Raw genomic sequence first — 19,829 nt, 5'->3', positions numbered from 1 at the left:
AGCGCCTGCTAAGGCATCGGCACGCAAGGCTGAAAGGCATTCTTGCGCCAGATCAACAAGCTTTGATCCCCAAACGCGATGCGCAAAGACGATCCACAAACCCGGCGTGCCCCCCTGCGTCCACCCCCTGCGTCCAACCCCGGCGCGCGCCCCGGCACCCACCCCTGCACACACAAAGCTGACGGGCACAAAAAAGCCAACCGATTAAGGTTGGCCTGTTTTGCTTTCTTTTTTCTTTTTTCTATTTTCTCTTTCAGTCTTTATGCCAAAGACGCCTGGCAGGTCAGCAACAACTAAATGCTATCTACAAGCCTTCGTGTTGCCTTCCAAGGGTCTTTGGTGGGTGGTACAAGTTTCGAACTTGTGACCCCTGCCGTGTGAAGGCAGTGCTCTACCACTGAGCTAACCACCCTGAAAGAGGCGAAATAATAGCATGTTTTTTAAAACGTGCGCAAGTCGAAGTTCGCACGCCGCAAGCCGGGTCGGCAATAGCCTTTATGCCGCCACCGGCGCATCCAGCTTGCGCCAGACGCATTCGCCGTTCACCGACTTGTCCAACGCCGCCAGATAGGCCTCGTGTTCGGCCAGCTCTTCGTCGCTTGCCTTGATGACCACCAGCCCCGAGGCATCGAATTTGGCCAGCACGATCCCATCGCTGCCCGCGCCGTCGTTGTCGTCCACGTCGATCAGCAACGCATCCTGCCCGCGCGTCATGGCTAGCCACACTTCGGCCAGCAACTGCGAGTCCAGCAATGCGCCGTGCAGCGTACGGTGCGCGTTGGAAATGCCGAAGCGGTCGCACAAGGCGTCCAGCGAATTGCGCTTGCCGGGGAACAGCGACCGGGCGTGCAGCAGGGAATCGGTGACCGTCTCGCAGTAATCGGTGATCGGGCCGCGGCCCGTCTTGGCCAGCTCGGCGTTGAAGAACTTCACGTCGAACGCGGCGTTGTGCGCGATCAGCTCCGCGCCCTGGATGAATTTGACGAATTCGTCCGCCACGTCGGCAAAGCGCGGCTTGTCGGACAGGAATTCCGTCGTCAGTCCGTGCACGGCCAAGGCCTCGGGGTCGCTGTCGCGATCCGGGTTCAGGTAGATGTGCAGGTTGTTGCCGGTGGACATCCGGTTGACCATTTCCACACAACCGATTTCAACGATGCGATGACCCTGGGCAGGGTCCAGTCCGGTGGTTTCCGTGTCAAAGATGATCTGGCGCATGACTTATTCCGACGCTGCATTGGCCGAGGCCGGCGGCGTCTGACCGCCCGGCGGATGGGCCGGAGGGTGCTCTGCGCTGCCGGCATGGCCGGGTTTCTTGCGTGCGGTGGCAATCAGCGTGTAGGCCACCGGCACGACGAACAAGGTCAGTAGTGTACCCAGCAACAGGCCGCCCACCAGCACCCAGCCGATCTGCTGGCGGGATTCCGCCCCCGCGCCGGTGGACAGGGCCAGCGGCACCGTGCCCAGCACCATCGCGCCCGTCGTCATCAAAATGGGGCGCAAGCGCAGCACGCTGGCCTCGGTCACAGCGGCGAACAGTTCGCGGCCCTCGTCGCGCAGCTGGTTGGTGAATTCCACGATCAGGATGCCGTGCTTGGTAATCAGCCCCACCAGCGTAATCAGGCCGATCTGGCTGTAGATGGACAACGTGCCCCCCGTCAGCCACAGCGCCAGCAACGCGCCCGTCATCGACAGCGGCACCGACAGCATGATGATGAACGGGTTACGCCAGCTTTCGAACTGCGCCGCCAGCACCAGGTAGATGAAGGCCAGCGCCATGCCGAACACCAGGTAGATGCTGCCGGACGAATCGCGGAATTCGCGCGATTGCCCGTCCAGATCGGTGATGGTCGTATTGGGCAGGACGTCTCGCGCCACCTGATGCATGTGCGTCAGGACCTCGCCCAGCGCATAGCCGGGCGCGACCGCCGCGTCGATCTTGACGGCGCGCAGGCGGTTGAAGTGGTTCAGCGATTGCGGCGACACGCCTTCGTGCACGCCCAGCAAATTGTCCAGCTGCACCATGCTGCCATCGCGGGCACGCACATAGATGCCGGAAATATCGGTGGGCGTGGCGCGGTCGCGCGGGGTGACCTGCACGATCACGTCGTACTGCTCGCCCTCATCCTTGTAACGCGTGACCTGACGCCCGCCCAGCATCGTTTCCAGCGTGCGCCCCACGGTGTCCACATTGGCGCCCACGTCCGCCATCTTGTCGCGGTCAACGCGCACACGCAGTTCGGGCGTGTTCAGGCGCAGGTCCGTGTCCAGGTTCAACAGGCCCGGATACTTGCGCAGTTCCGTCAGGAAAACATCGGTCAGGCGGGCCAGCTCGGCGTACGACGCCTGGCTCATGATGATGAATTCCACCGGCTTCGAGCGCGCGGACTGCCCCAGCGACGGGGGGTTCGTCGGAAACGCCCGCACGCCGGGCAGCGAGGCGAATTGCGGCTGCAACTGCTGCGTGATGGCCTGCTGCTTGCGGTCGCGTTCTTCCCAAGGTTTCAAGCGCAGGATTGCCGTGCCGTCCGTCACGGTTGGAAAGCCCACCGTGACCTGGCTGCCGCTGGCTTCCGAAATTTCTGAATAGAATTTTTCGATGCCCAGCATGCTGTCCAGCGTGTAGTTCAACGTGGCGCCTTCCGGCGAGCTTACGATGCCGAACACCACGCCGCGATCCTCGATGGGCGCCAATTCGCTTTTGACCACCTTGAACAACACGCCGCTGCCCAACGCCACCGCCACGCCGATCATCACCACCAGCCAGCGGTGACGCAACGACGCCCCCAACAGGCGGCGGTAGCCGTTGCTCATGCCGTTGAGCCAGCCTTCGATAAGGTTGTACCAGCGGCTGTGGCTGCTTTGATGGCGCAGCAGCACCGAGCACATCATCGGCGTCAGCGTCAGCGCCACGAAGCCCGACACCAGCACCGCACCGGCCAGGGCCAGCGCAAACTCAATGAACAGGCGCCCCGTGCGGCCCGTGGCGAAGGCCAGCGGCGCGTACACGGTGACCAGCGTCATCGTCATGGCCACCACCGCGAAGCCGATTTCCTTGGAGCCCCGCAACGCCGCTTCCTTGCGCGGCATGCCTTCTTCGATGTGCCGATAAATGTTCTCCAGCACAACGATGGCGTCGTCCACCACCAGGCCGATGGCCAGCACCATGGCCAGCAAGGTCAGCGTGTTGATCGAAAACCCGAAGAAATACATCAGGGCGCAGGCGCCCACCAGCGACACAGGGATGGTGACGATGGGAATGATGCTGGCGCGCAGATTGCGCAGGAAAAAGAAGATCACCAGCACCACCAGGATGATGGCTTCGCCGATCGTGTGGAAAACCGAATCGATCGACCGTTCGATGAACACCGACGAGTCGTACGCGATGGTCAGCTTCATGCCCGCCGGCAAGGTTTCGTTCAGGCGTTCGACCTCGTGGCGCGCCGCCTTGGACAGTTCCAGCGGGTTGGCCGTGGATTGCCGCGTCACGCCGATGTTGATGGCCGGCTTGCCGTTAAAGCGCGACAGCACCCGGTCACTGGCCGCGCCGATCTCGACCTTGGAGACGTCGCGCAACCGGACCGGATAGCCTTTCACGTTGGCCACGATCACGTCTTCGAACTGCGCGGGCGTTTGCAGGTCGGTGGACGACACCACCGAGAATTCACGCGCGCGCGACTCGATGCGGCCGGCCGGGATCTCGACGTTCTGGCTGCGCAGCGCGGCCTCCACCTCTTGCACGGTCAGGCCGTAGGCGGCGAGCTTGTCACGGTCCACATAGATGCGCATGGACGGCAGGCGTTCGCCAAACACACGCACCTCGGCCGCGCCGGGCAGCACGGACAGGCGCGTCTTGATGTAGCGGTTGATGTAGTCGGACGTCTGGATCGCCGAGTACGAACCCGATTCCACCGCGATATAGATGATGGGCTGCGAATCGGCCTCGACCTTGCCGATGATGGGCTCGTCGATTTCATCGGGCAGGAAGCGGCGCGCGCGCGATACCTTGTCGCGCACTTCGGCCGCCGCCGCATCCGGGTTGCGCGACAGGTTGAACTTGATGTTGATCAGGCTGCGCTCGGACCGGCTGCGCGAAGTCATCACGTCCACGCCTTCGATGCCCGCCAGCTGGTCCTCCAGCGGCTTGGTCACCTGCGATTCGATCACCTCGGGCGAGGCGCCCTTGTAGGTGGTGTCCACCGACACGATCGGCTCGTCGATCTTGGGATATTCGCGCACCGTCAGCCGCGAATAAGAGATCAGGCCGATCAGGACGATGATCAGCGACAGGACCGACGCAAACACCGGCCGCTTGATGCAGGTTTCCGAGATACGCATTGCGTCACCGCTAAAAAGAGTAGGTGGCCGGGCTCACGAGCCGCTGCCCACGACGTTCACCGCGCCGCCGTCCGTGACGCGCTGTATGCCCGCCACCACCAGTTGATCGCCCACCGCAACGCCGGTCAGGATTTCGACCCGGCCTTCGCGGCGCTCGCCGATGGTCACTTCGCGCTTCTCGGCGCGGCCATCCTTGACCCGGTAAACGTACTGTGTTTCGCCCGATGGCGACAACGCCGCTTCCGGTGCGACCAGCGCCTTGTCCTGGTTGAACAGCAGCTGCACGCGGGCGAACATGCCTGGCCGCAGCAAGGCGTCTTTGTTGGCGACGGTGGCGCGCAGCAGGATGGACCGGCCGCCCGCGTCGACCAGCGGGCTGACGGCATACACCTGCCCTTGCCGTTCCTGGCCGGGCAGCGCGTCCAGGCGCAGCGTCAGTTGCTGGCCCACGCCCACTTTGCTCAAGTACATTTCGGGCACGCGAAAGTCCACCTTCAAGGGGTCGATGGCTTCCAGCGGCGCCAGGTCCTGCCCCTGGTTGACGTAGTCGCCCACGGACACGCTGCGCAGCCCGACGATGCCGGCGAACGGCGCCGATATCGTCATCTTGTCCAACCTTGCCTGCGCCAGCGCCACGGCGGCTTCCTGCACCTTCAGCGTGCTGGCGGACTCGTCGCGCGCCTGTTGGCTGACGAAGCCCTTGCCCTGCAATTCCACGGCGCGCCGGTAATGGCTTTGCGCCAGCGTCAAGTTGGCTCGGGCCTGCGCCAGCTCGGCGCGCGGCACGGAATCATCCAGCCGGATCAGCACCTGGCCCCGGGCCACCGGCTGGCCTTCCTTGAATTCAATCGCCTGGATCCGGCCCACCACCTCGGGCCGCAGCACGACGGACTCGTCCGAACGCAGGCTGCCCACGGCGGACAGGCCCCGGGCAAACGGAATTTCTTTCACGGAAGCGACCTCGACCCGAACGGGCGCGGCCGGCGCAGCGGCCGGCTTGGCGGTCGCCTGGACGGTGGGCGAGGCGCCGGGCGCGAGCCAGCGCGGCACGAACACGCCCAATGCGGCCCCCGCGGCCAACCCGGCCGCGACGGCGGCCAGCAGTACAGCTTTTTTCATGCGCGTATGTGGCGGTGGTGCGGCGCGCACCGTATTCCCCACCTGGACGGCGCCGCGGGAACTGGAATGGGGGAAGGCACTGTAGCACCCGAATTTACATACTGGAACAATCCAGACGCCGGATGAAACGACTAAATCCGCCTCACAAGGCGGATTTCAGGGTATATCCCGATGCCGTCAGCGGACGCGGTCAGGCCCGGCGGGCCAGATCCACGCCCAGATTGGCCAATTGGTCGGCGCGTTCGTTGCCTTCGTCGCCGTTGTGGCCACGCACCCAGCGCCACGACACCTGATGCCGCTGCACCTGCTCATCCAGCGCCTGCCAGAGCTCGGCGTTCTTGACCGGCTTTTTCTCGGCCGTCATCCAGCCGCGCCGCTTCCAGTTCACCAGCCATTCCGTCATGCCCTTCATCACGTACTGCGAGTCCGTGTGGATGGTGACGACGCAGGTGCGCTTGAGCGCCCGCAGGCCCTCGATGACCGCCATCAGTTCCATGCGGTTATTGGTGGTTTGCAGCTCGCCGCCATGCAGGGTTTTTTCGTGGCCGCCGGCGCGCAGCAATACGCCCCAACCGCCCGGGCCGGGGTTGCCCTTGCAGGCCCCGTCCGTCCACATGTCCACTTTCTGATCGATCGCTTTGTTGTCCTGCATGGTGCTGCTTTGAAATCCTTGTTCGTGCAATGTAAAACGGCCGCCGCCCGCTCTCAGGAAGGGTCGAAGCCGTCGTCCGCCTGGCGATTGACCACCACCGAGGCGGCGCGCGCCCGCTTGGGCTTGGTTTTCCAGGCCGGGCCGATGATACGCATGCCGGCCACGCGTTTCACGGCCGATACCATATACACCGCGCCGCCCAGGCTCCACCAGCGTGCGCCCGCGGATTCCAGAAAGCCCCAGCGTTGCAGCCACTTTTCGCTGCGGCAAGCCGGTGCATAGCAGCCGAAATGGCTGTCGTCGACTTCCAGGGACAACAGCTTGAACCAGTCTTTCAAGCGCGCCAGCGACACCTGGGCCGACGGCGGCTGCGGCAGCCAGGGCTCCATGCCGGGCATGCGCGTGCGCGCGCCCCACATGCTCCAGGGGTTAAAGCCCGAAATGACGACCCGGCCTTCCGGCACCAGCACGCGTTCCACTTCGCGCAGCACGTTGTGCGGGTCCTGTGTACATTCAAACGCATGCGGCAGGATCAGCAGATCGACGCTTTGCGATTCGAACGGCAAGGCCTCGGGTTCGGCCAGCACCACGCGCGACTGCCAGGCGGCGGTACTTTCGGGCGACGGGGTCTCGGTGCCCACATAGCCCTTGAAGGGCATGCGGTTGGCGCGCAGCAGGTTCATGTCGGCCAGGCCGACCTGCCAGGCATAATAGCCAAACACATCCGCGACAGCCGCGTCGAACTGGGCCCGTTCCCAGGCCAGGGCGTACTGCCCCGGTGGCGTCTGGAACCATTCGGCCAGTTCTACAATCGGCGGTGTTTCTTCTGCCACGTTCTATTCCTTCGAATCTCATGCAAGCCTTGACCGCCCCCGCAGGCGGCCGCGAGCAACATGCCGCGGTCTTGCCTCTACCCGCCTTCACCGACAACTACATCTGGGCCATCGTCCATGGCGAAAATGCCGCCGTGGTGGACCCGGGCGAAGCGGGTCCGGTGCTGCGATGGCTTGAGCAGGAAGGCTTGAGGCTGCGCGCCATTCTACTCACGCACCATCATGGCGACCATGTGGGCGGTGTACTTGAATTGTCACGCATGGCGGACCTTACCGTATACGGTCCGGCCCGCGAAACATTGCCGCGCTGCGATGTTCCGCTGGCCGAGGGCGACCGGGTGACGCTGCCCGAACTGGACCTGGATCTGAGGGTGCTGGATGTGCCGGGACACACCGCCGGGCACATCGCGTACACGGGCCGGGCAGCCGGGATAGAACCGGTCCTGTTCTGTGGCGACACCCTGTTTGCGGGCGGCTGCGGCCGGCTTTTCGAGGGAACTCCCGCGCAAATGCATGATTCCTTGGAAAAATTTTCCGTTTTACCGCCAGATACACAGGTTTTTTGCGCGCACGAGTACACTCTAGCCAACTTGCGCTGGGCATTGGCTGTGGATCCCGCCAATCGCACCCTGCATCAGTGGTATCAGCGAGCCCAGCAATTACGAGCAGAAGGTCTTCCCACGCTTCCGTCGACAATCGGTCAGGAACGCGCGACGAACCCGTTTTTGCGTACGCAGCAAGTGGACGTGATCCGTGCCGCATCCAACTGGGCCGGAAACAATCAACCTACGCCGGTAGAGGTGTTTGCCTCCCTGCGTGAATGGAAGAACGATTTCAAGTGACCGCCTGATGAATCTATCCCGACTCCTTCTGCCGCTCATGTTGGCAGTCCTCGCCGGTTGCGCAGGAACGAAAGCCCCCGATAGCAAGAACCTCACCACCAATTCCCAAGGGCGTTACATCGCCCGGGATACGTCCAGAACGGTCGACCTGACCAACCCGCCCAGCGACGCCTGGGACCGCATCCGCCGCGGTTTCGCCATCCCCAACCTGAATACCGACCTCTCGCAGCAGTGGACCGACTATTACGCGTCCCACCCCGAGGCGGTTCAGCGCATGGCCGAGCGCGCGGGCAAGTACCTGTACTTCATCGTCGACGAAATCAACCGCCGCGGCCTGCCCACCGAACTGGCGTTGCTGCCCTTCGTGGAAAGCGCCTACAACCCCACTGCCCTGTCGCGCGCCCAGGCTTCCGGCCTGTGGCAGTTCGTGCCGGCCACCGGCACGCACTTCAACTTGAAGCAGGATTGGTGGCGCGACGAACGCCGCGACCCCATCGCGTCAACCAACGCCGCGCTGGACTATCTTGAAAAGCTGTTCGAGATGCAGGGCGACTGGTATCTGGCCCTGGCGTCCTACAACTGGGGCGAAGGCTCGGTGCAACGCGCCATGGCCAAGAACGAAGCGGCCGGCCTGAACACGGACTACCTGTCCCTGAACATGCCCGACGAAACGCGCAACTACGTGCCCAAGTTGCAGGCCATCAAGAACATCATTGCCGACCCGCAACGCTACGCGGTGGCGCTGCCCCCGGTGGGCAACACGCCCTACTTCGTGACGGTGCAAAAGAACAGCGACATCGATCTTGAAATCGCCGCCAAGCTGGCCGAAATGCCGCTGGACGAATTCAAGGCATTGAATCCGTCGTTCAACCGCCCGGTCATCCGTGGCGACCACGGCCCCACGCTGTTGCTGCCGGCCGACCGCGTCGAAATCTTCAACGCGAACCTGACGAACTACAAGGGCGACCTGTCCGCCTGGAAGATCTACCATTCGCGCCGTGGTGAGTCCTACGCGTCCATCGCCAAGCGTTTCGGCGTGACCGAGGCCAAGCTGCGCGAAACCAACGACATCGGCTCGCGCCAGAAGTCCGCCTCGGGCCAGGCGCTGCTGGTGCCCGGCGAGCCCGGCACCGGTGGCGTGCAGCTGGCATCCCTGGCCGCCCCCGTGGGCGCGCTGGAACAGGCCCCCACCGACACCAAGGCCGCCGCGCCGCGTGGCCGTGCCGCCCCGGCACCCGCCGCCCGCGTAGCCAGCGCCCGGCCCAATGTGCGCACCCACAAGGTCCGCCCGGGCGACACGCTGTTCTCGCTGGCCAAGCAGTACGGCACATCGGTGGACGCCCTGCGTGCGCTGAACAACCTGAAGGGCAGCGCGCTCAAGGTCGGTACCGCCTTGCGCGTGCCGGGCACGAACGCCCGCGGCTGATCCCAGCCCGCAGCCCCCAAAAACGGCGCCCGGTAACGGCGCCGTTTTTACAAGTACGCGACGCCGCCAAACTCCTTAAAATGGGCGGTCTTTCAGCAGGAAAAAATCAAAGGAACCATCATGGGCTTTCTCGCCGGCAAGCGCATTCTCGTCACCGGGGTGCTATCAAACCGATCCATCGCCTACGGCATTGCGCGCGCCTGTCATCAGCAAGGCGCCGAGCTGGCGTTCACCTATGTGGGCGACCGCTTCAAGGAACGCGTCGTTGAATTTGCCGCCGAATTCGGCAGCAAGATCGTGCTGCCTTGCGACGTGGCCGAAGACAGCCAGATCGAAGGCGCCTTCGCCGAACTGGGCAAGCACTGGGATGGGCTGGACGGCTTGGTGCACTCGATCGGCTTTGCCCCGCGCGAAGCCATCGCCGGCAACTTCCTGGACGGCCTGTCGCGCGAGGGCTTTCGCATCGCCCATGACATTTCGGCCTACAGCTTCGCCGCCATGGCCAAGGCCGCCCTGCCCCTGATGGAAGGCCGCAACGGCTCGGTGCTGACCCTGACTTACCTGGGCGCCGAACGCGTGGTCCCCAACTACAACACCATGGGCCTGGCCAAGGCGTCGCTGGAAGCCAGCGTGCGCTACCTGGCCACGGCGCTGGGCCCGCGCGGCATCCGCGCCAACGGCATTTCGGCCGGCCCCATCAAGACGCTGGCCGCCAGTGGCATCAAGGACTTCTCGGCCATCCTCAAGTTCGTGGAAGCGCAAGCGCCGCTGCGCCGCAACGTCACCATCGACGACGTGGGCAACGTGGCGGCATTCATGCTGTCGGATCTGGCGGCGGGCGTCACGGGCGAGATCACCCACGTGGACGCCGGCTTCTCGACCGTCGTTCCGGGCATGGAAGACTGATCTTGCGGCGGTCGGGCGGGCGGCAAGATGGCCGCTCGGCCGCCGTATCGGCCCGCAGTATCAGGACGCCGTATCAGGACGCCGTATCAGGACGCCGTATCAGGCCGCGCGCACCACCAGCGTGGACACCTGCACGTCCACCGCTGTCATCAGCTTGTGAATCGGGCACTTTTCGGCCACTGCCAGCAATTCATCGATGTGGGCGTCCGACAGCTCGCCATTGAGCGTCAGCTTTGCCGTCAAGCGATAGACGCCCTTGCGCTCTTCGCTGGCATCACGCACCACTTCCACATCCACCGACGTCAGCGGCAAGCCCTTGCGCTGCGCGTAGACCATCAGCGTCAACGCCTTGCAACCGCCCAGCGCGGTGTCGAAATAATCATGCGGATCAGGTCCATCGCCCTGCGGCTTGGGCATCGCCACCGGCAGGGCGTGGCCTTCGGCCGTGGCGGTGAATTGCAGGATGTCGGGCGCATTCTGATGGACGCGGATGCTCATGGCTAGGGTCTCTTGGGATAGGCGCCCGTGGTGGTCGCCTGAAGCTGACGTTGTAGCATCCGACGACAGATTTTGACGGCTGACAACAAGCTGAACTTATTGCCCATGCGGCGGTCGGATATCCCTATCCGCGATCACGAACTGAACGCACCGACTGTATCGACATAAAAGGGGGCCGCATGAGCGCCAGACAACTTCTTGATCAACTGCTGCAATCGGGCCAAGGCCTGCTGGCTGATGCCACCAATCGCGTGCAAGGCGCGACGGGCGGCGCCGCCGGCGGCAAGGGCTCGTTCCTGACCGGCCTGGGCGGCGGCGCGCTGGGCGCTGGCGCGTTGGGACTGTTGATGGGTAGCAAGAAGGCACGCAAGATCGGCGGCAAGGTCGCGATGTACGGCGGCATGGCGGCGCTGGGCGCGCTGGCCTACCGCGCTTATGGCGACTGGCAGCGTAACCAGGCCGGTGGCGCCCAGGCCGCGCCGCCTCAAACCCTGGACCGTCTGCCCGCGCCCGAGGCCGAGCAGCACAGCAACGCTGTTTTGACCGCCATGATCGGCGCTGCCAAGGCTGACGGCCACATCGGGCCCGAAGAGCGCGGCCTGCTGGAAACTGAGCTGGCCAAGCTGTCATCCGACGCGCAAGACCGCCAATGGCTGGAAACGGAATTGTCGCGGCCGCTGGACCCCGCGGCTGTGGCCCAGTCAGCCAAAACACCCGAGATGGCCGCCGAAATGTATCTGGCCAGCCTGCTTGTCGTCGATGAAGAAAGCTATATGGAACGGGCCTACCTGGACGAGCTGGCGCGGCAGCTCAAGCTGGAACCCGGCTTGAAGGAAAAGCTGGAACAGCACGCCAAGAGCGCGGTGGCCTGAGCGGGCTTAATGCGCCGCTCAGGCCACCGTCAGTGCTCCCTCAGTCCGCCCGCAAGCCGATTGATGCCGTCAGCGCCGTGTACCGGTCGATATCCGCATGGATCATCGACTGGAATTCGCGCGACGTGCTGCTGGCGGGCGTGAAGCCCTGTTCCCGCAGCGCAGCCTGGGTATCGGGCTGGCTGACGATTTTTGCCACCGCTGCGTTTAACTTTTCGATGACGGCACGCGGCGTGGCCGCCGGGGCCAACAGACCATGCCACTGATCCAGCGCGTAGCCCGCAACGCCCTGCTCGGCAACCGTCGGCACCGTCGGCATCAGCGGTGAACGCTTGGGAGAGGTCACCGCCAATGCGCGCAGCTTGCCAGCGGCAATCAAGGGCGCCGCGCTGGACGCTGTGACGACACCCATCGCCACCTGCCCCGCCGCCACGTCGGTCAACGCGGGGCCGCATCCCTTGTACGGTACCTGCTGCAACACAGCACCCGTGGCGCGCGCCAGCATTTCGCCCGCCAGGTGTTGCGGCGTGCCGTTGCCGCACGAGGCAAACGGTAGCGGCTTGCCCGGCAACGCCGCTGCCAGCGCATCATCCAGCGTGTGCAGCGGCGATCCCGCCGGCACCACAAACACCGATGGCACGAACGCCACATTGATCACGGCGGCGAAATCCTGCTTGGGCGAAAAGCCCAGATTGCGATACACGCCCGGGTTGATGGCGAATGAACTGTTCACCATCAGCAGCGTGTAGCCGTCGGGTGGTGCTTCCGCCACGAGGCGCGCGCCGATGTTGCCGCTGGCGCCTGGGCGGTTTTCAACCACCACGGCCTGGCCCAGCTGCGTTTGCAGGCTGGCGCCGATGCGGCGTGCCAGCAGGTCCGTGCCGCCGCCCGGCGGGAAGGTGACCACGATGGTGATCGGATGCGCGGGATACGCCGCGTCCATTGGCGCCTCGCCCGACGGCGAGTTGCCGCATGACGCCAGCGGCAGGATCAACAACGCAAGGCTGGCTTGAAGCAGGCGTTTCATGATGGGCTCTCAGGCGTCCAGGCCAATGTCCAGCACCTTGGCGCTGTGGGTCAACCAACCAACGGCGATCTGGTCCACGCCCGTGGCGGCTACGGCAGCGGCGGTCTCGGGCGTGATGCGGCCCGAGGCTTCCGTGATCGCACGCCCACGCGCCATGGCGACGGCGCGCCGCAAATCATCCAGGCTCATGTTGTCCAGCAGCACCACGTCCACACCCAGCGACAACGCAACTTCCAACTGCGCCAGCGTGTCGACTTCAAGCTCGATCTTGACCATGTGTCCCACGCCCGCGCGCGCCCGCTGCACCGCCGTGGCCACGCCGCCTGCCAGGGCGATGTGGTTGTCCTTGATCAGCACCGCGTCGTCCAGCCCGAACCGGTGATTGCTGCCACCCCCCACGCGCACCGCGTACTTTTGCACCGCGCGCAGGCCGGGCATGGTCTTGCGGGTGCAGGTGACGCGTGCGCCGTAGCCCGAAATGGCACGCGCGATGGAGGCGGTGGCGCTGGCCACGCCGCTCAGGTGGCAAAGGAAGTTCAGCGCCACGCGCTCGGCGGTCAGCATGGCGCGGGCGTTGCCGCGCAAGCGCGCAATTTCGGTACCTGGCGCCAGGTCGCTGCCGTCACGCTGAGAGACGTGAAATTCGATGGTCGGGTCCATGGCGCGAAACGCCAGACGCGCCAGATCCAGGCCGGCCAGCACGCCGGCTTGCCGCGATACCAGCCGCGTTTCTGCCACGGCGTCGTGCGGCACGATGGCGTCGGTGGTCAGGTCGCCGGCACGGCCCAGGTCTTCCTGCAAGGCGGCGCGCACCAGGGGCTCAAGCATGACATCCGGCAGGGGAGGCACCGCCAGGCGAGAGGCGGTCAAAGGCGCTTCGGCTTTAATGCTCATTTTGAGTATTTGTGAGTTAAAAAAAAGGCGCGCAGTGAATGCGCAGTACTTATGCTAGAGACGAGCATAACCCTTGTCAAGCGTCATAACGCGCGAGACAAAGGCAATTTGCTACCGGCGATGGCGCGTTCAAGCAGCACGTCGCGACGGAACCGAAACAGCTTGGCGGGACGGCCCGCCGTACCGGTCGCCATGTCGCCGGTCTCTTCCACCAGCGCCTGTTGCTCGATCAGCCGACGGAAATTCTGTTTATGCAAGGCGCGCCCAGCCAGGGCCTCGACGGCCATTTGCAGCTGTAGCAGGGTGAACTCGGCCGGCATCAATTCAAACACCACGGGGCGGTATTTGATCTTGGCGCGCAAGCGGGCGATGCCCGTCGCCAGAATGCGGCGGTGATCGTGGCGCATCGATTGACCGGGTATGGCGGCTGCAAAGTCGCCGTCGGCGCGCCGCGCGGCCTCGGGCACCAAGCCGGCTTCGAACAGCAATTCGTAGCGCTGCAGCACCATGTCTTCGTTCCAGGCGGCCCCGTCCAGCCCGAAGGTGATGGCCACGCGCTGCTGGCGGCGTGTACGCACGGCGTCGTCGTCACTGGCGGCGCACCACTGCGCCAGGCGCGGCACGATCAGCTCGTCGACCAGGGCGGGCGTGCCGGTGCGCCGGTCTTCCCACGGAAAGTAGCGATACCAGTCTTGCCAGCCCACCTGCGCCACGCCGGTTTCGCCGGCTTCACGCGTCAGCCCCAGATAGCTGACCGACATGACGCGCGCGCCGGATTCGTCGGAGCGGTCGCCATCGGCAAAGGTGTAGAGCTGCTCGACGTAACCCAGGGGGTGATGGGTCTGCGTTTCCACCCACGCGCGCAGCCCCGCCTGCAACGACCGATGCGACAGCTCGAAAGGGCCGGCCGGCAAGGCGCTGGCGTCATCCGTCGTCAACACACGCGGCTCGCCATGCGTCACGGCGACAAGCACGGCGACAAGTTCGGTATGGACGGAGCGTTCGATGGAGTCGGTCAAGGAGGGCGGCGGTGAAGGTGGTTAAGCGAATAAGGCCGGACCGGCAAGACTGCGAGGAAATGCCGGCGCGGTGCAAAGGCGCGCAATGAAAGGGTGACGGTGAAGCAGCGGTACAAAGCGGCTGACCGCACGATCGCCGGAAATTATAAGGTTCTGCTCCTGCAACAGCCCCTTGCAAACGTGACAGGCTCAACGGCCGCGTCGGCGCGCGCAGCGACTAAGATAAAACTCAGAAAACCAGGCGCGTCGCCATCCTGGGACGCCCGCAAGCGGAGCATGAGCCATGTTGAAAACCGCCCCTGACCCGAACGCCGCCACCAACACCAAAGACGTCGACCCGCGTCCGCCCACGGACCCGCGCAAAGGCACGGAGACGCTGCCCATGCCGGAACAGAGCAAGACCGTGGCCGGCATGCCGCGCGACGGACGCGCCGTCGCGCAACCGGGCGAACCCGGTGTCATCACGCCCGAGGACGACATCCTGGAAACGTCCTACGAGAACCGCAAAACGTGACGCCGAAAGGGTGACGCCAAAAAGGGTGACGCCGCAAAGCGGCCGATGATACGCCAGCCCGCCACACGCGGCGCGCAAGTGGGCCGGACCGACAATGGTCCGGCCCACTGCACTTGAACATCCGGAAATAGGCGCTCGCCTATATCAAGCCAGGAATCAGGTTCCTACACTGCAATGCTTCCCAGGCCCTTCCGGCCGATGCCTTAGCGATATCCCCATGTTCAAGAATTCCTTTCCGCGAATCGTCGCGGCAACCCTTTTTGCAGTCCTTTTTCCCGCCAGCCAAGCCCTTGCCATGGGCATCCAGCCTGAAACCTCGGTCGTGCTGGTGCACGAAGCAACCGGCGAAGGCACGATCGGCATCAAGAACACGGGCGACGAGCCCGTGCTGCTGATCTCCATGATCGAACACATTGCCGAAGACCAGGACAACTGGGTCATGGTCTCGCCGCCCGCTGCCGTGGTGGCTCCTGGCAAAACGCAGCTGGTTCGCTTTCTGCTTACCCACGACAAGCCGCTGGACGCGCAGCGCATGAAGCGCGCCATTTTCGAAGGCATTCCGCAAACCGGCGAACAGGGCAACAAGCTCCACCTGACCATCCGGCAGGATCTCCCGCTGATTGCGCTGCCCAAGAAAGTCCCCAACGACAACGCCCCGTGGCGCTCGCTGCAGTGGGCCGCTCACGACGGCAAGCTGACGGTGCACAACCCCAGCCCCTACATCGTGCGCATGGACCAACGCGTCAATGTGCAGCCGTCCGACCAGGCGCTGATCCTGCCCAAGACCTACATCTTGCCGGGTGAAACGCTACAACTGGTCGGCACGGACGCGCCCCTGCAAGCAGGGCAGTCAAGCGTTCGCCTGTACCCCGCCAGCGTCTACGGCTATCAAGTCTCGTCCTTCGACGCGCCTATCAAGAACTGACCGCATCGTGCCCCCACGGGGCATCAACCCGCTTGGCCTTGCTCGCCAGACTCCATGACCGGGGTCTGGCGGGCGTTGCGCGCCAGGCTCACTCATGGTTTTCATGTTCTGCAACCGCTTACGCAATGCTCGCGGTGGCGCCTTCGTCGCCGCAAGCCTCCTGCTGTGCCTGCACCGGGCTGCCATCGCGCAATCCGGTACGGGCGGGTTCGACCTTGAAACCCTGAAAACGCGCGGCTTGAATCCGGCCATCGCATCGCACTTCAAGAACGGACCGCAATTCCTGCCGGGGCAGCACACCGTGCACCTGAGCGTCAACGGGCGCGGCGTCGGGCGTGCCTTGGCCACCTTCGATGCCGGCGGCAAGCTCTGCCTGACGCCGGAATTGCTGACCTTGGCCGAACTGAAGGTGCCCGAAGCGCAAGGCGGCGACTCTCACGCCTGTCCGGACTCTTTTCTTCAAGCCTGGCCCACTACGACCATCGCGCTACAGCCCGAGCGCATGACCGTGGACATCGTCGCGCCCCCGGGCGCAATAAATCGATCACACACCGCCACGATCTATCAATCCGGCGGCCGCGCAGCCATCCTGAACTACGACGTGCTTTCCAGCCAGACACGCCATATCGGCGGAAGGTCGAACTACCTGCAGGCTTATACCGAACTGGGCCTGAACGTGAACGACTGGATCCTGCGCAGCAACAGCAGCTATTCCAATAGCGGCGGGAAGTCGACGTGGAACCACGTAGATGCTTACGCGCAACGCACGTTTTCCACGTGGCACACCACCTTTCAGGCGGGGCAAATCAATCTGCGCGGCTCGCTGTTTGCCGGCGTTCCCGTCAACGGCATGCAGCTGTTCCCGGAAACCGCACTACAAAGCAGCGATCGCGCAGGCCCCCCAATTAGCGGCATCGCCCACACGCAGGCGCGCGTCGAAGTTCGGCAGAACGGTATTTCACTGGCCTCCGCCATCGTGCCCCCCGGCCCGTTCACCATGACCGATGTACTGCCCCGGTCGTTGACGCAAGACCTTGAGGTCGTCGTCCACGAAGCCTCGGGCGAAGAGCGCGTGTTTTACGTGCCGGCGGCGGCGTTGCAGGTGGACCGCGTTGGCGCAGCCACCGGATTCACCGGCGGCCTGGGCATGCTGCGGCAAACGGACTCGGCAGGTGGCGACTCCCGGCCGGTCGTGGCGGCGGAATACGGCATCGCATTGGGCAGGCGCGCCAACGTCGCGGCCGGCTTGTTGTTGACGCAGGACTATCGCTCGGTCGGCGCCCGCACGGATCTGGCTCTGCCCGGCAACATCCAGACCGGCGTACAGAGCACTTTTTCGCAAAATTCCCATACGGGGCGCAGCGGTGCCCAGCACATCATTTCGGTCGCGGCGCAAGTGCTGCCGGGCGTGTCCTCGAACCTGTCGCTGCTGCGTCGCACGGATGGCTACAGCGAAGTGCTGGACTACGCCAACAGGCCGGTGAACGGTACGCAGTGGTACCCGAGCCTTCGCGAAGACCGCATCAAGCAGCAGCTCAGCGCGGGATTGGGCTGGAGCGGATCCAAGCTGGGCGGCTTCAGCATGAACGTCAGCGAATCCCAAAGCACGCGCGGCCATTCGTCCCGTCGCGGCATTTTCAGCTGGGGCAAGAGCTTCGGTCGGGCCAGCGTTTCGCTGTCATTCGAGCGTGACATGGGTTCCAGCCACCGCAACCAGGGCGACCTGATGTACCTGAACGTGAGCTTGCCCTTGGGCAAGCAAAGCGTCAGCGCATCGATGCAGCGGCAAGACAACGGCATGAGCTACGGCGTCAATACCGGTGGCGCCATCAGCGAGCAAAGCAGCTATACCCTGGCGGCCAGTTCCGGCTCGCACGGCCAGACGAGTTATTCCGGCTCGGTCGGCGTCAATTCAGCCTATACACAACTGAGCCTGGCGGCCAGCAGCTTCAAGGGCGGATACAGCCACTCCGCGCGCGTTCGCGGCGGGCTGGTCGGCCACGCACATGGCTTGAGCTTTTCGCCCTACCGCGTGCAGGACACGTTCGCCATCGCGTCCGTTGGCGGCCTGTCGGGCGTGCGCCTGAGCACGCCGGCCGGCAACGTGTGGACCGACCCCTGGGGCCGGGCCGTCATCCCGTCGCTGCCGGCCTACCGTAACGGGCAGATCCAGGTCGCCACGGCATCGCTCGCGCGCAATGTGGACTTGATCAACGGACGCTACAGCCTGGATCCGGCGCGCGGGTCGGTGTCGGCGGTGGACTTCACGGTAGTCAAGGTGCGCCGCGCGCTCGTGACCGCCGCCTACGCTGACGGCACGCCGGTACCCAAGGGCGCAGCCGTGCTGGATGCCAACGGCGTGTTCGTCACGCTGGTGGGCAGCGGCGGCCAGATATTCCTGCCCGACATGCTGGCGGGCGCCACGCCGTTCAGCGTGGCGCCATCGGAAGAGGCGTCATGCACGCTCGAGTTCGACATCGCCGATACGCCGGACCTGAACGCCTTGTACGAACGTGCCAGTGCGACATGCGCCCCGTAAAAGCCCCCAACCTTGCCTATCGCAAAAGGACCCCATGACTCTCGCCCACACTCGTCTCATTCGATCGTGCCGGCTCGCGCTGGCGCTGGCAACGATGCTGGCGACCGGTGCCTGGGCCCCGTCTGCCATGGCGCAAGCGTCGCCCTCACCGTCCATGACGCGCGGGGCAACCGCAGCGCCGACAGCGGGCTGCATGGTGTCATTCGGCCAAGCCATCGTCGACTACGGCAGCTTCACGGCGGGGCAGCTAAGTCTGGATGGCAATCAGCGCTACCAGCTTGAGCCGCGTGTGGTGCCCCTGACCGTCAACTGCCCTACCGCGCGCCCCATCGCACTGCGCCTGAACGCCGCCCCCGGACATCAGGGCGCCGCCAAGTTCGCGGGCAGCGGTGCTTTGCACGTCACGCTCAGCCACGCCCGGATTGACGGCGACGAAACTCGTGTCATCAACCCCGACGCGCTCCATGGCGCTCAGCCCCGCATCGCCCTGCGGCCCGGCGACATCGTGATGCTGGAGAACGGCCGCGCCGGACGCAGTCTTACCGCCCAGATCGCGTTGAACCCGGAAGTAAGCGATGCCGACATACGCGTCGCGGACCAGACGGAATGGTCGGCGACCTTACAGCTTGAATTGGTGGATCGATAGCAGGGGCCGTTCGCCGTCCATGGCGGTGAGCGTTGGGCTTACAAAAGCCCGCACAGCTTGAACAAGCCGTTGTCCGTGGTGACGCCCAGTTTGCGATAGGCCGTGCCTTTTTGCGCGCTGATGGTTTTGGGGCTGCGCCCAAACTTGATCGCAATGTCGGAAATGGTCATGCCCGCGAGCAAGCAGCGAATCACCTCACGTTCGCGACCCGACAACGATGCGCCATCCAGCAGGCCGCTCGTCGATGCGGACAAGGTTGCGTCGTCCGAAGGCATGGCGCCCGCCAAGGGCTCGGTCTGTTCGGTGCTTGCGCCAGACAGCAGATACGTCATCTGGGGATCGCAGTAGATGCCGCCCGCCGCCACCTTGCGCAGCGCCAGCACGATTTCCTCTTCGCGCCCGCCCTTGCCCACAAAGCCGTGCGCACCGGAACGCAAGGCCAACGCAACGGTTGCAGGGTCGTAGAGCGCGGAAAACACCAAGATGCGTGCGTCGGGAAACTTGATGCGCAGCATCTTGATCAGCGAAATGCCGTCGACCTCGGCCGGACCTAGCGAATAGTCGATCAACAGCACGTCGACGGGCTGGGCCGCAAGCGCCCGAATCATGTCGCGACTGGTCTCAAACTCACCGATGACAAAAATGTCCCGGTTCTGCGAGAGGTAGGCGGACATGCCAGCCCGCACTACCGGATGGTCATCCAGGATTGCGATGCGCAACGGATAGAAATGGGAGGCAGACAATATGGAATTCCCCGGTAGAGCCCAGATTTTCCACTGATT

The 19,829-nt window shown here is 64.4% G+C and carries 18 protein-coding genes and 1 tRNA gene; 8 read left to right on the top strand and 11 right to left on the bottom strand.

The genetic code is table 11. From position 1 onward, the window contains the following. Window positions 1-337: 337 nt before the first annotated feature. The 6 genes from DVB37_RS02990 to DVB37_RS02965 all read right to left on the bottom strand — a co-directional run bounded on the left by DVB37_RS02990 (window position 338) and on the right by DVB37_RS02965 (window position 6,939). Window positions 338-412 (bottom strand) — tRNA-Val (locus DVB37_RS02990). An 83-nt stretch (window positions 413-495) separates the two neighbouring features. Next, window positions 496-1,215, bottom strand: a complete 720-nt coding sequence (dnaQ, locus tag DVB37_RS02985) for a DNA polymerase III subunit epsilon (protein ID WP_046806136.1) — start codon at window positions 1,213-1,215, stop codon at window positions 496-498. Between the two features lie 3 nt (window positions 1,216-1,218). Then, a complete protein-coding gene (locus tag DVB37_RS02980; RefSeq protein WP_046806135.1) occupies window positions 1,219-4,335 on the bottom strand; it encodes an efflux RND transporter permease subunit in 3,117 nt (1,038 codons plus the stop codon). Window positions 4,336-4,368: 33 nt separating this feature from the next. After that, window positions 4,369-5,454 carry an efflux RND transporter periplasmic adaptor subunit gene (locus tag DVB37_RS02975; protein ID WP_120153788.1) on the bottom strand — a complete coding sequence of 362 codons (1,086 nt, stop codon included), beginning with the start codon at window positions 5,452-5,454 and terminating at the stop codon, window positions 4,369-4,371. A gap of 190 nt (window positions 5,455-5,644) precedes the next feature. Then, window positions 5,645-6,106, bottom strand: a complete 462-nt coding sequence (rnhA, locus tag DVB37_RS02970) for a ribonuclease HI (RefSeq protein ID WP_046806169.1) — start codon at window positions 6,104-6,106, stop codon at window positions 5,645-5,647. A gap of 53 nt (window positions 6,107-6,159) precedes the next feature. Further along, window positions 6,160-6,939 (bottom strand): class I SAM-dependent methyltransferase, encoded by a 780-nt coding sequence (locus tag DVB37_RS02965; protein WP_046806133.1) that lies wholly within the window; start codon window positions 6,937-6,939, stop codon window positions 6,160-6,162. 20 nt (window positions 6,940-6,959) lie between these two features. Between DVB37_RS02965 and gloB the strand changes: the two genes are divergently transcribed. From gloB to fabI, 3 genes are all read left to right on the top strand, one after another. Continuing rightward, window positions 6,960-7,781: a hydroxyacylglutathione hydrolase gene (gloB, locus tag DVB37_RS02960; protein WP_046806132.1), complete on the top strand. Its 822-nt coding sequence runs from the start codon at window positions 6,960-6,962 to the stop codon at window positions 7,779-7,781. A gap of 7 nt (window positions 7,782-7,788) precedes the next feature. Continuing rightward, window positions 7,789-9,207, top strand: coding sequence for a transglycosylase SLT domain-containing protein (locus DVB37_RS02955; protein ID WP_046806131.1), 1,419 nt, complete (start codon window positions 7,789-7,791; stop codon window positions 9,205-9,207). Window positions 9,208-9,327: 120 nt separating this feature from the next. Then, window positions 9,328-10,113, top strand: coding sequence for an enoyl-ACP reductase FabI (gene fabI / locus DVB37_RS02950; protein ID WP_046806130.1), 786 nt, complete (start codon window positions 9,328-9,330; stop codon window positions 10,111-10,113). Between the two features lie 99 nt (window positions 10,114-10,212). Here the strand turns inward: fabI and DVB37_RS02945 are convergent, their stop codons facing one another. Next, complete coding sequence (locus DVB37_RS02945; protein ID WP_046806129.1) at window positions 10,213-10,611, bottom strand: OsmC family protein; 399 nt, start codon at window positions 10,609-10,611, stop codon at window positions 10,213-10,215. Window positions 10,612-10,790: 179 nt separating this feature from the next. On the opposite strand from DVB37_RS02945, the gene DVB37_RS02940 reads away from it, so the two are divergent. Continuing rightward, complete coding sequence (locus tag DVB37_RS02940) at window positions 10,791-11,483, top strand: tellurite resistance TerB family protein (RefSeq protein WP_046806128.1); 693 nt, start codon at window positions 10,791-10,793, stop codon at window positions 11,481-11,483. A 40-nt stretch (window positions 11,484-11,523) separates the two neighbouring features. On the opposite strand, the gene DVB37_RS02935 is transcribed toward DVB37_RS02940, so the two are convergent. From DVB37_RS02935 to DVB37_RS02925, 3 genes are all read right to left on the bottom strand, one after another. Continuing rightward, window positions 11,524-12,510 carry a tripartite tricarboxylate transporter substrate binding protein gene (locus DVB37_RS02935; protein WP_120153786.1) on the bottom strand — a complete coding sequence of 329 codons (987 nt, stop codon included), beginning with the start codon at window positions 12,508-12,510 and terminating at the stop codon, window positions 11,524-11,526. Window positions 12,511-12,519: 9 nt separating this feature from the next. After that, window positions 12,520-13,404 carry a carboxylating nicotinate-nucleotide diphosphorylase gene (gene nadC, locus DVB37_RS02930; RefSeq protein ID WP_120153784.1) on the bottom strand — a complete coding sequence of 295 codons (885 nt, stop codon included), beginning with the start codon at window positions 13,402-13,404 and terminating at the stop codon, window positions 12,520-12,522. Between the two features lie 83 nt (window positions 13,405-13,487). Beyond that, on the bottom strand, window positions 13,488-14,423 hold the full coding sequence (locus DVB37_RS02925; protein ID WP_046806125.1) for a membrane protein: 936 nt from the start codon (window positions 14,421-14,423) through the stop codon (window positions 13,488-13,490). Between the two features lie 283 nt (window positions 14,424-14,706). Between DVB37_RS02925 and DVB37_RS02920 the strand changes: the two genes are divergently transcribed. The 4 genes from DVB37_RS02920 to DVB37_RS02905 all read left to right on the top strand — a co-directional run bounded on the left by DVB37_RS02920 (window position 14,707) and on the right by DVB37_RS02905 (window position 19,047). After that, complete coding sequence (locus tag DVB37_RS02920; RefSeq protein WP_104145151.1) at window positions 14,707-14,937, top strand: hypothetical protein; 231 nt, start codon at window positions 14,707-14,709, stop codon at window positions 14,935-14,937. Window positions 14,938-15,154: 217 nt separating this feature from the next. Beyond that, a complete protein-coding gene (locus DVB37_RS02915) occupies window positions 15,155-15,862 on the top strand; it encodes a fimbria/pilus chaperone family protein (protein ID WP_162941149.1) in 708 nt (235 codons plus the stop codon). 94 nt (window positions 15,863-15,956) lie between these two features. Continuing rightward, on the top strand, window positions 15,957-18,401 hold the full coding sequence (locus tag DVB37_RS02910) for a fimbria/pilus outer membrane usher protein (RefSeq protein WP_120153782.1): 2,445 nt from the start codon (window positions 15,957-15,959) through the stop codon (window positions 18,399-18,401). Window positions 18,402-18,435: 34 nt separating this feature from the next. Beyond that, window positions 18,436-19,047, top strand: a complete 612-nt coding sequence (locus tag DVB37_RS02905) for a hypothetical protein (protein WP_162941148.1) — start codon at window positions 18,436-18,438, stop codon at window positions 19,045-19,047. Window positions 19,048-19,085: 38 nt separating this feature from the next. On the opposite strand, the gene DVB37_RS02900 is transcribed toward DVB37_RS02905, so the two are convergent. Beyond that, entirely contained in the window at window positions 19,086-19,790 is a 705-nt protein-coding gene (locus tag DVB37_RS02900; RefSeq protein ID WP_240434030.1) for a response regulator transcription factor, read from the bottom strand. Window positions 19,791-19,829: the final 39 nt, after the last annotated feature.

Source organism: Achromobacter sp. B7, assembly GCF_003600685.1.
Lineage (GTDB): Bacteria > Pseudomonadota > Gammaproteobacteria > Burkholderiales > Burkholderiaceae_B > Achromobacter > Achromobacter spanius_B.
Note: the sequence above shows the minus strand (reverse complement) of the source record. Positions and strands in the feature narration are given on the sequence as shown.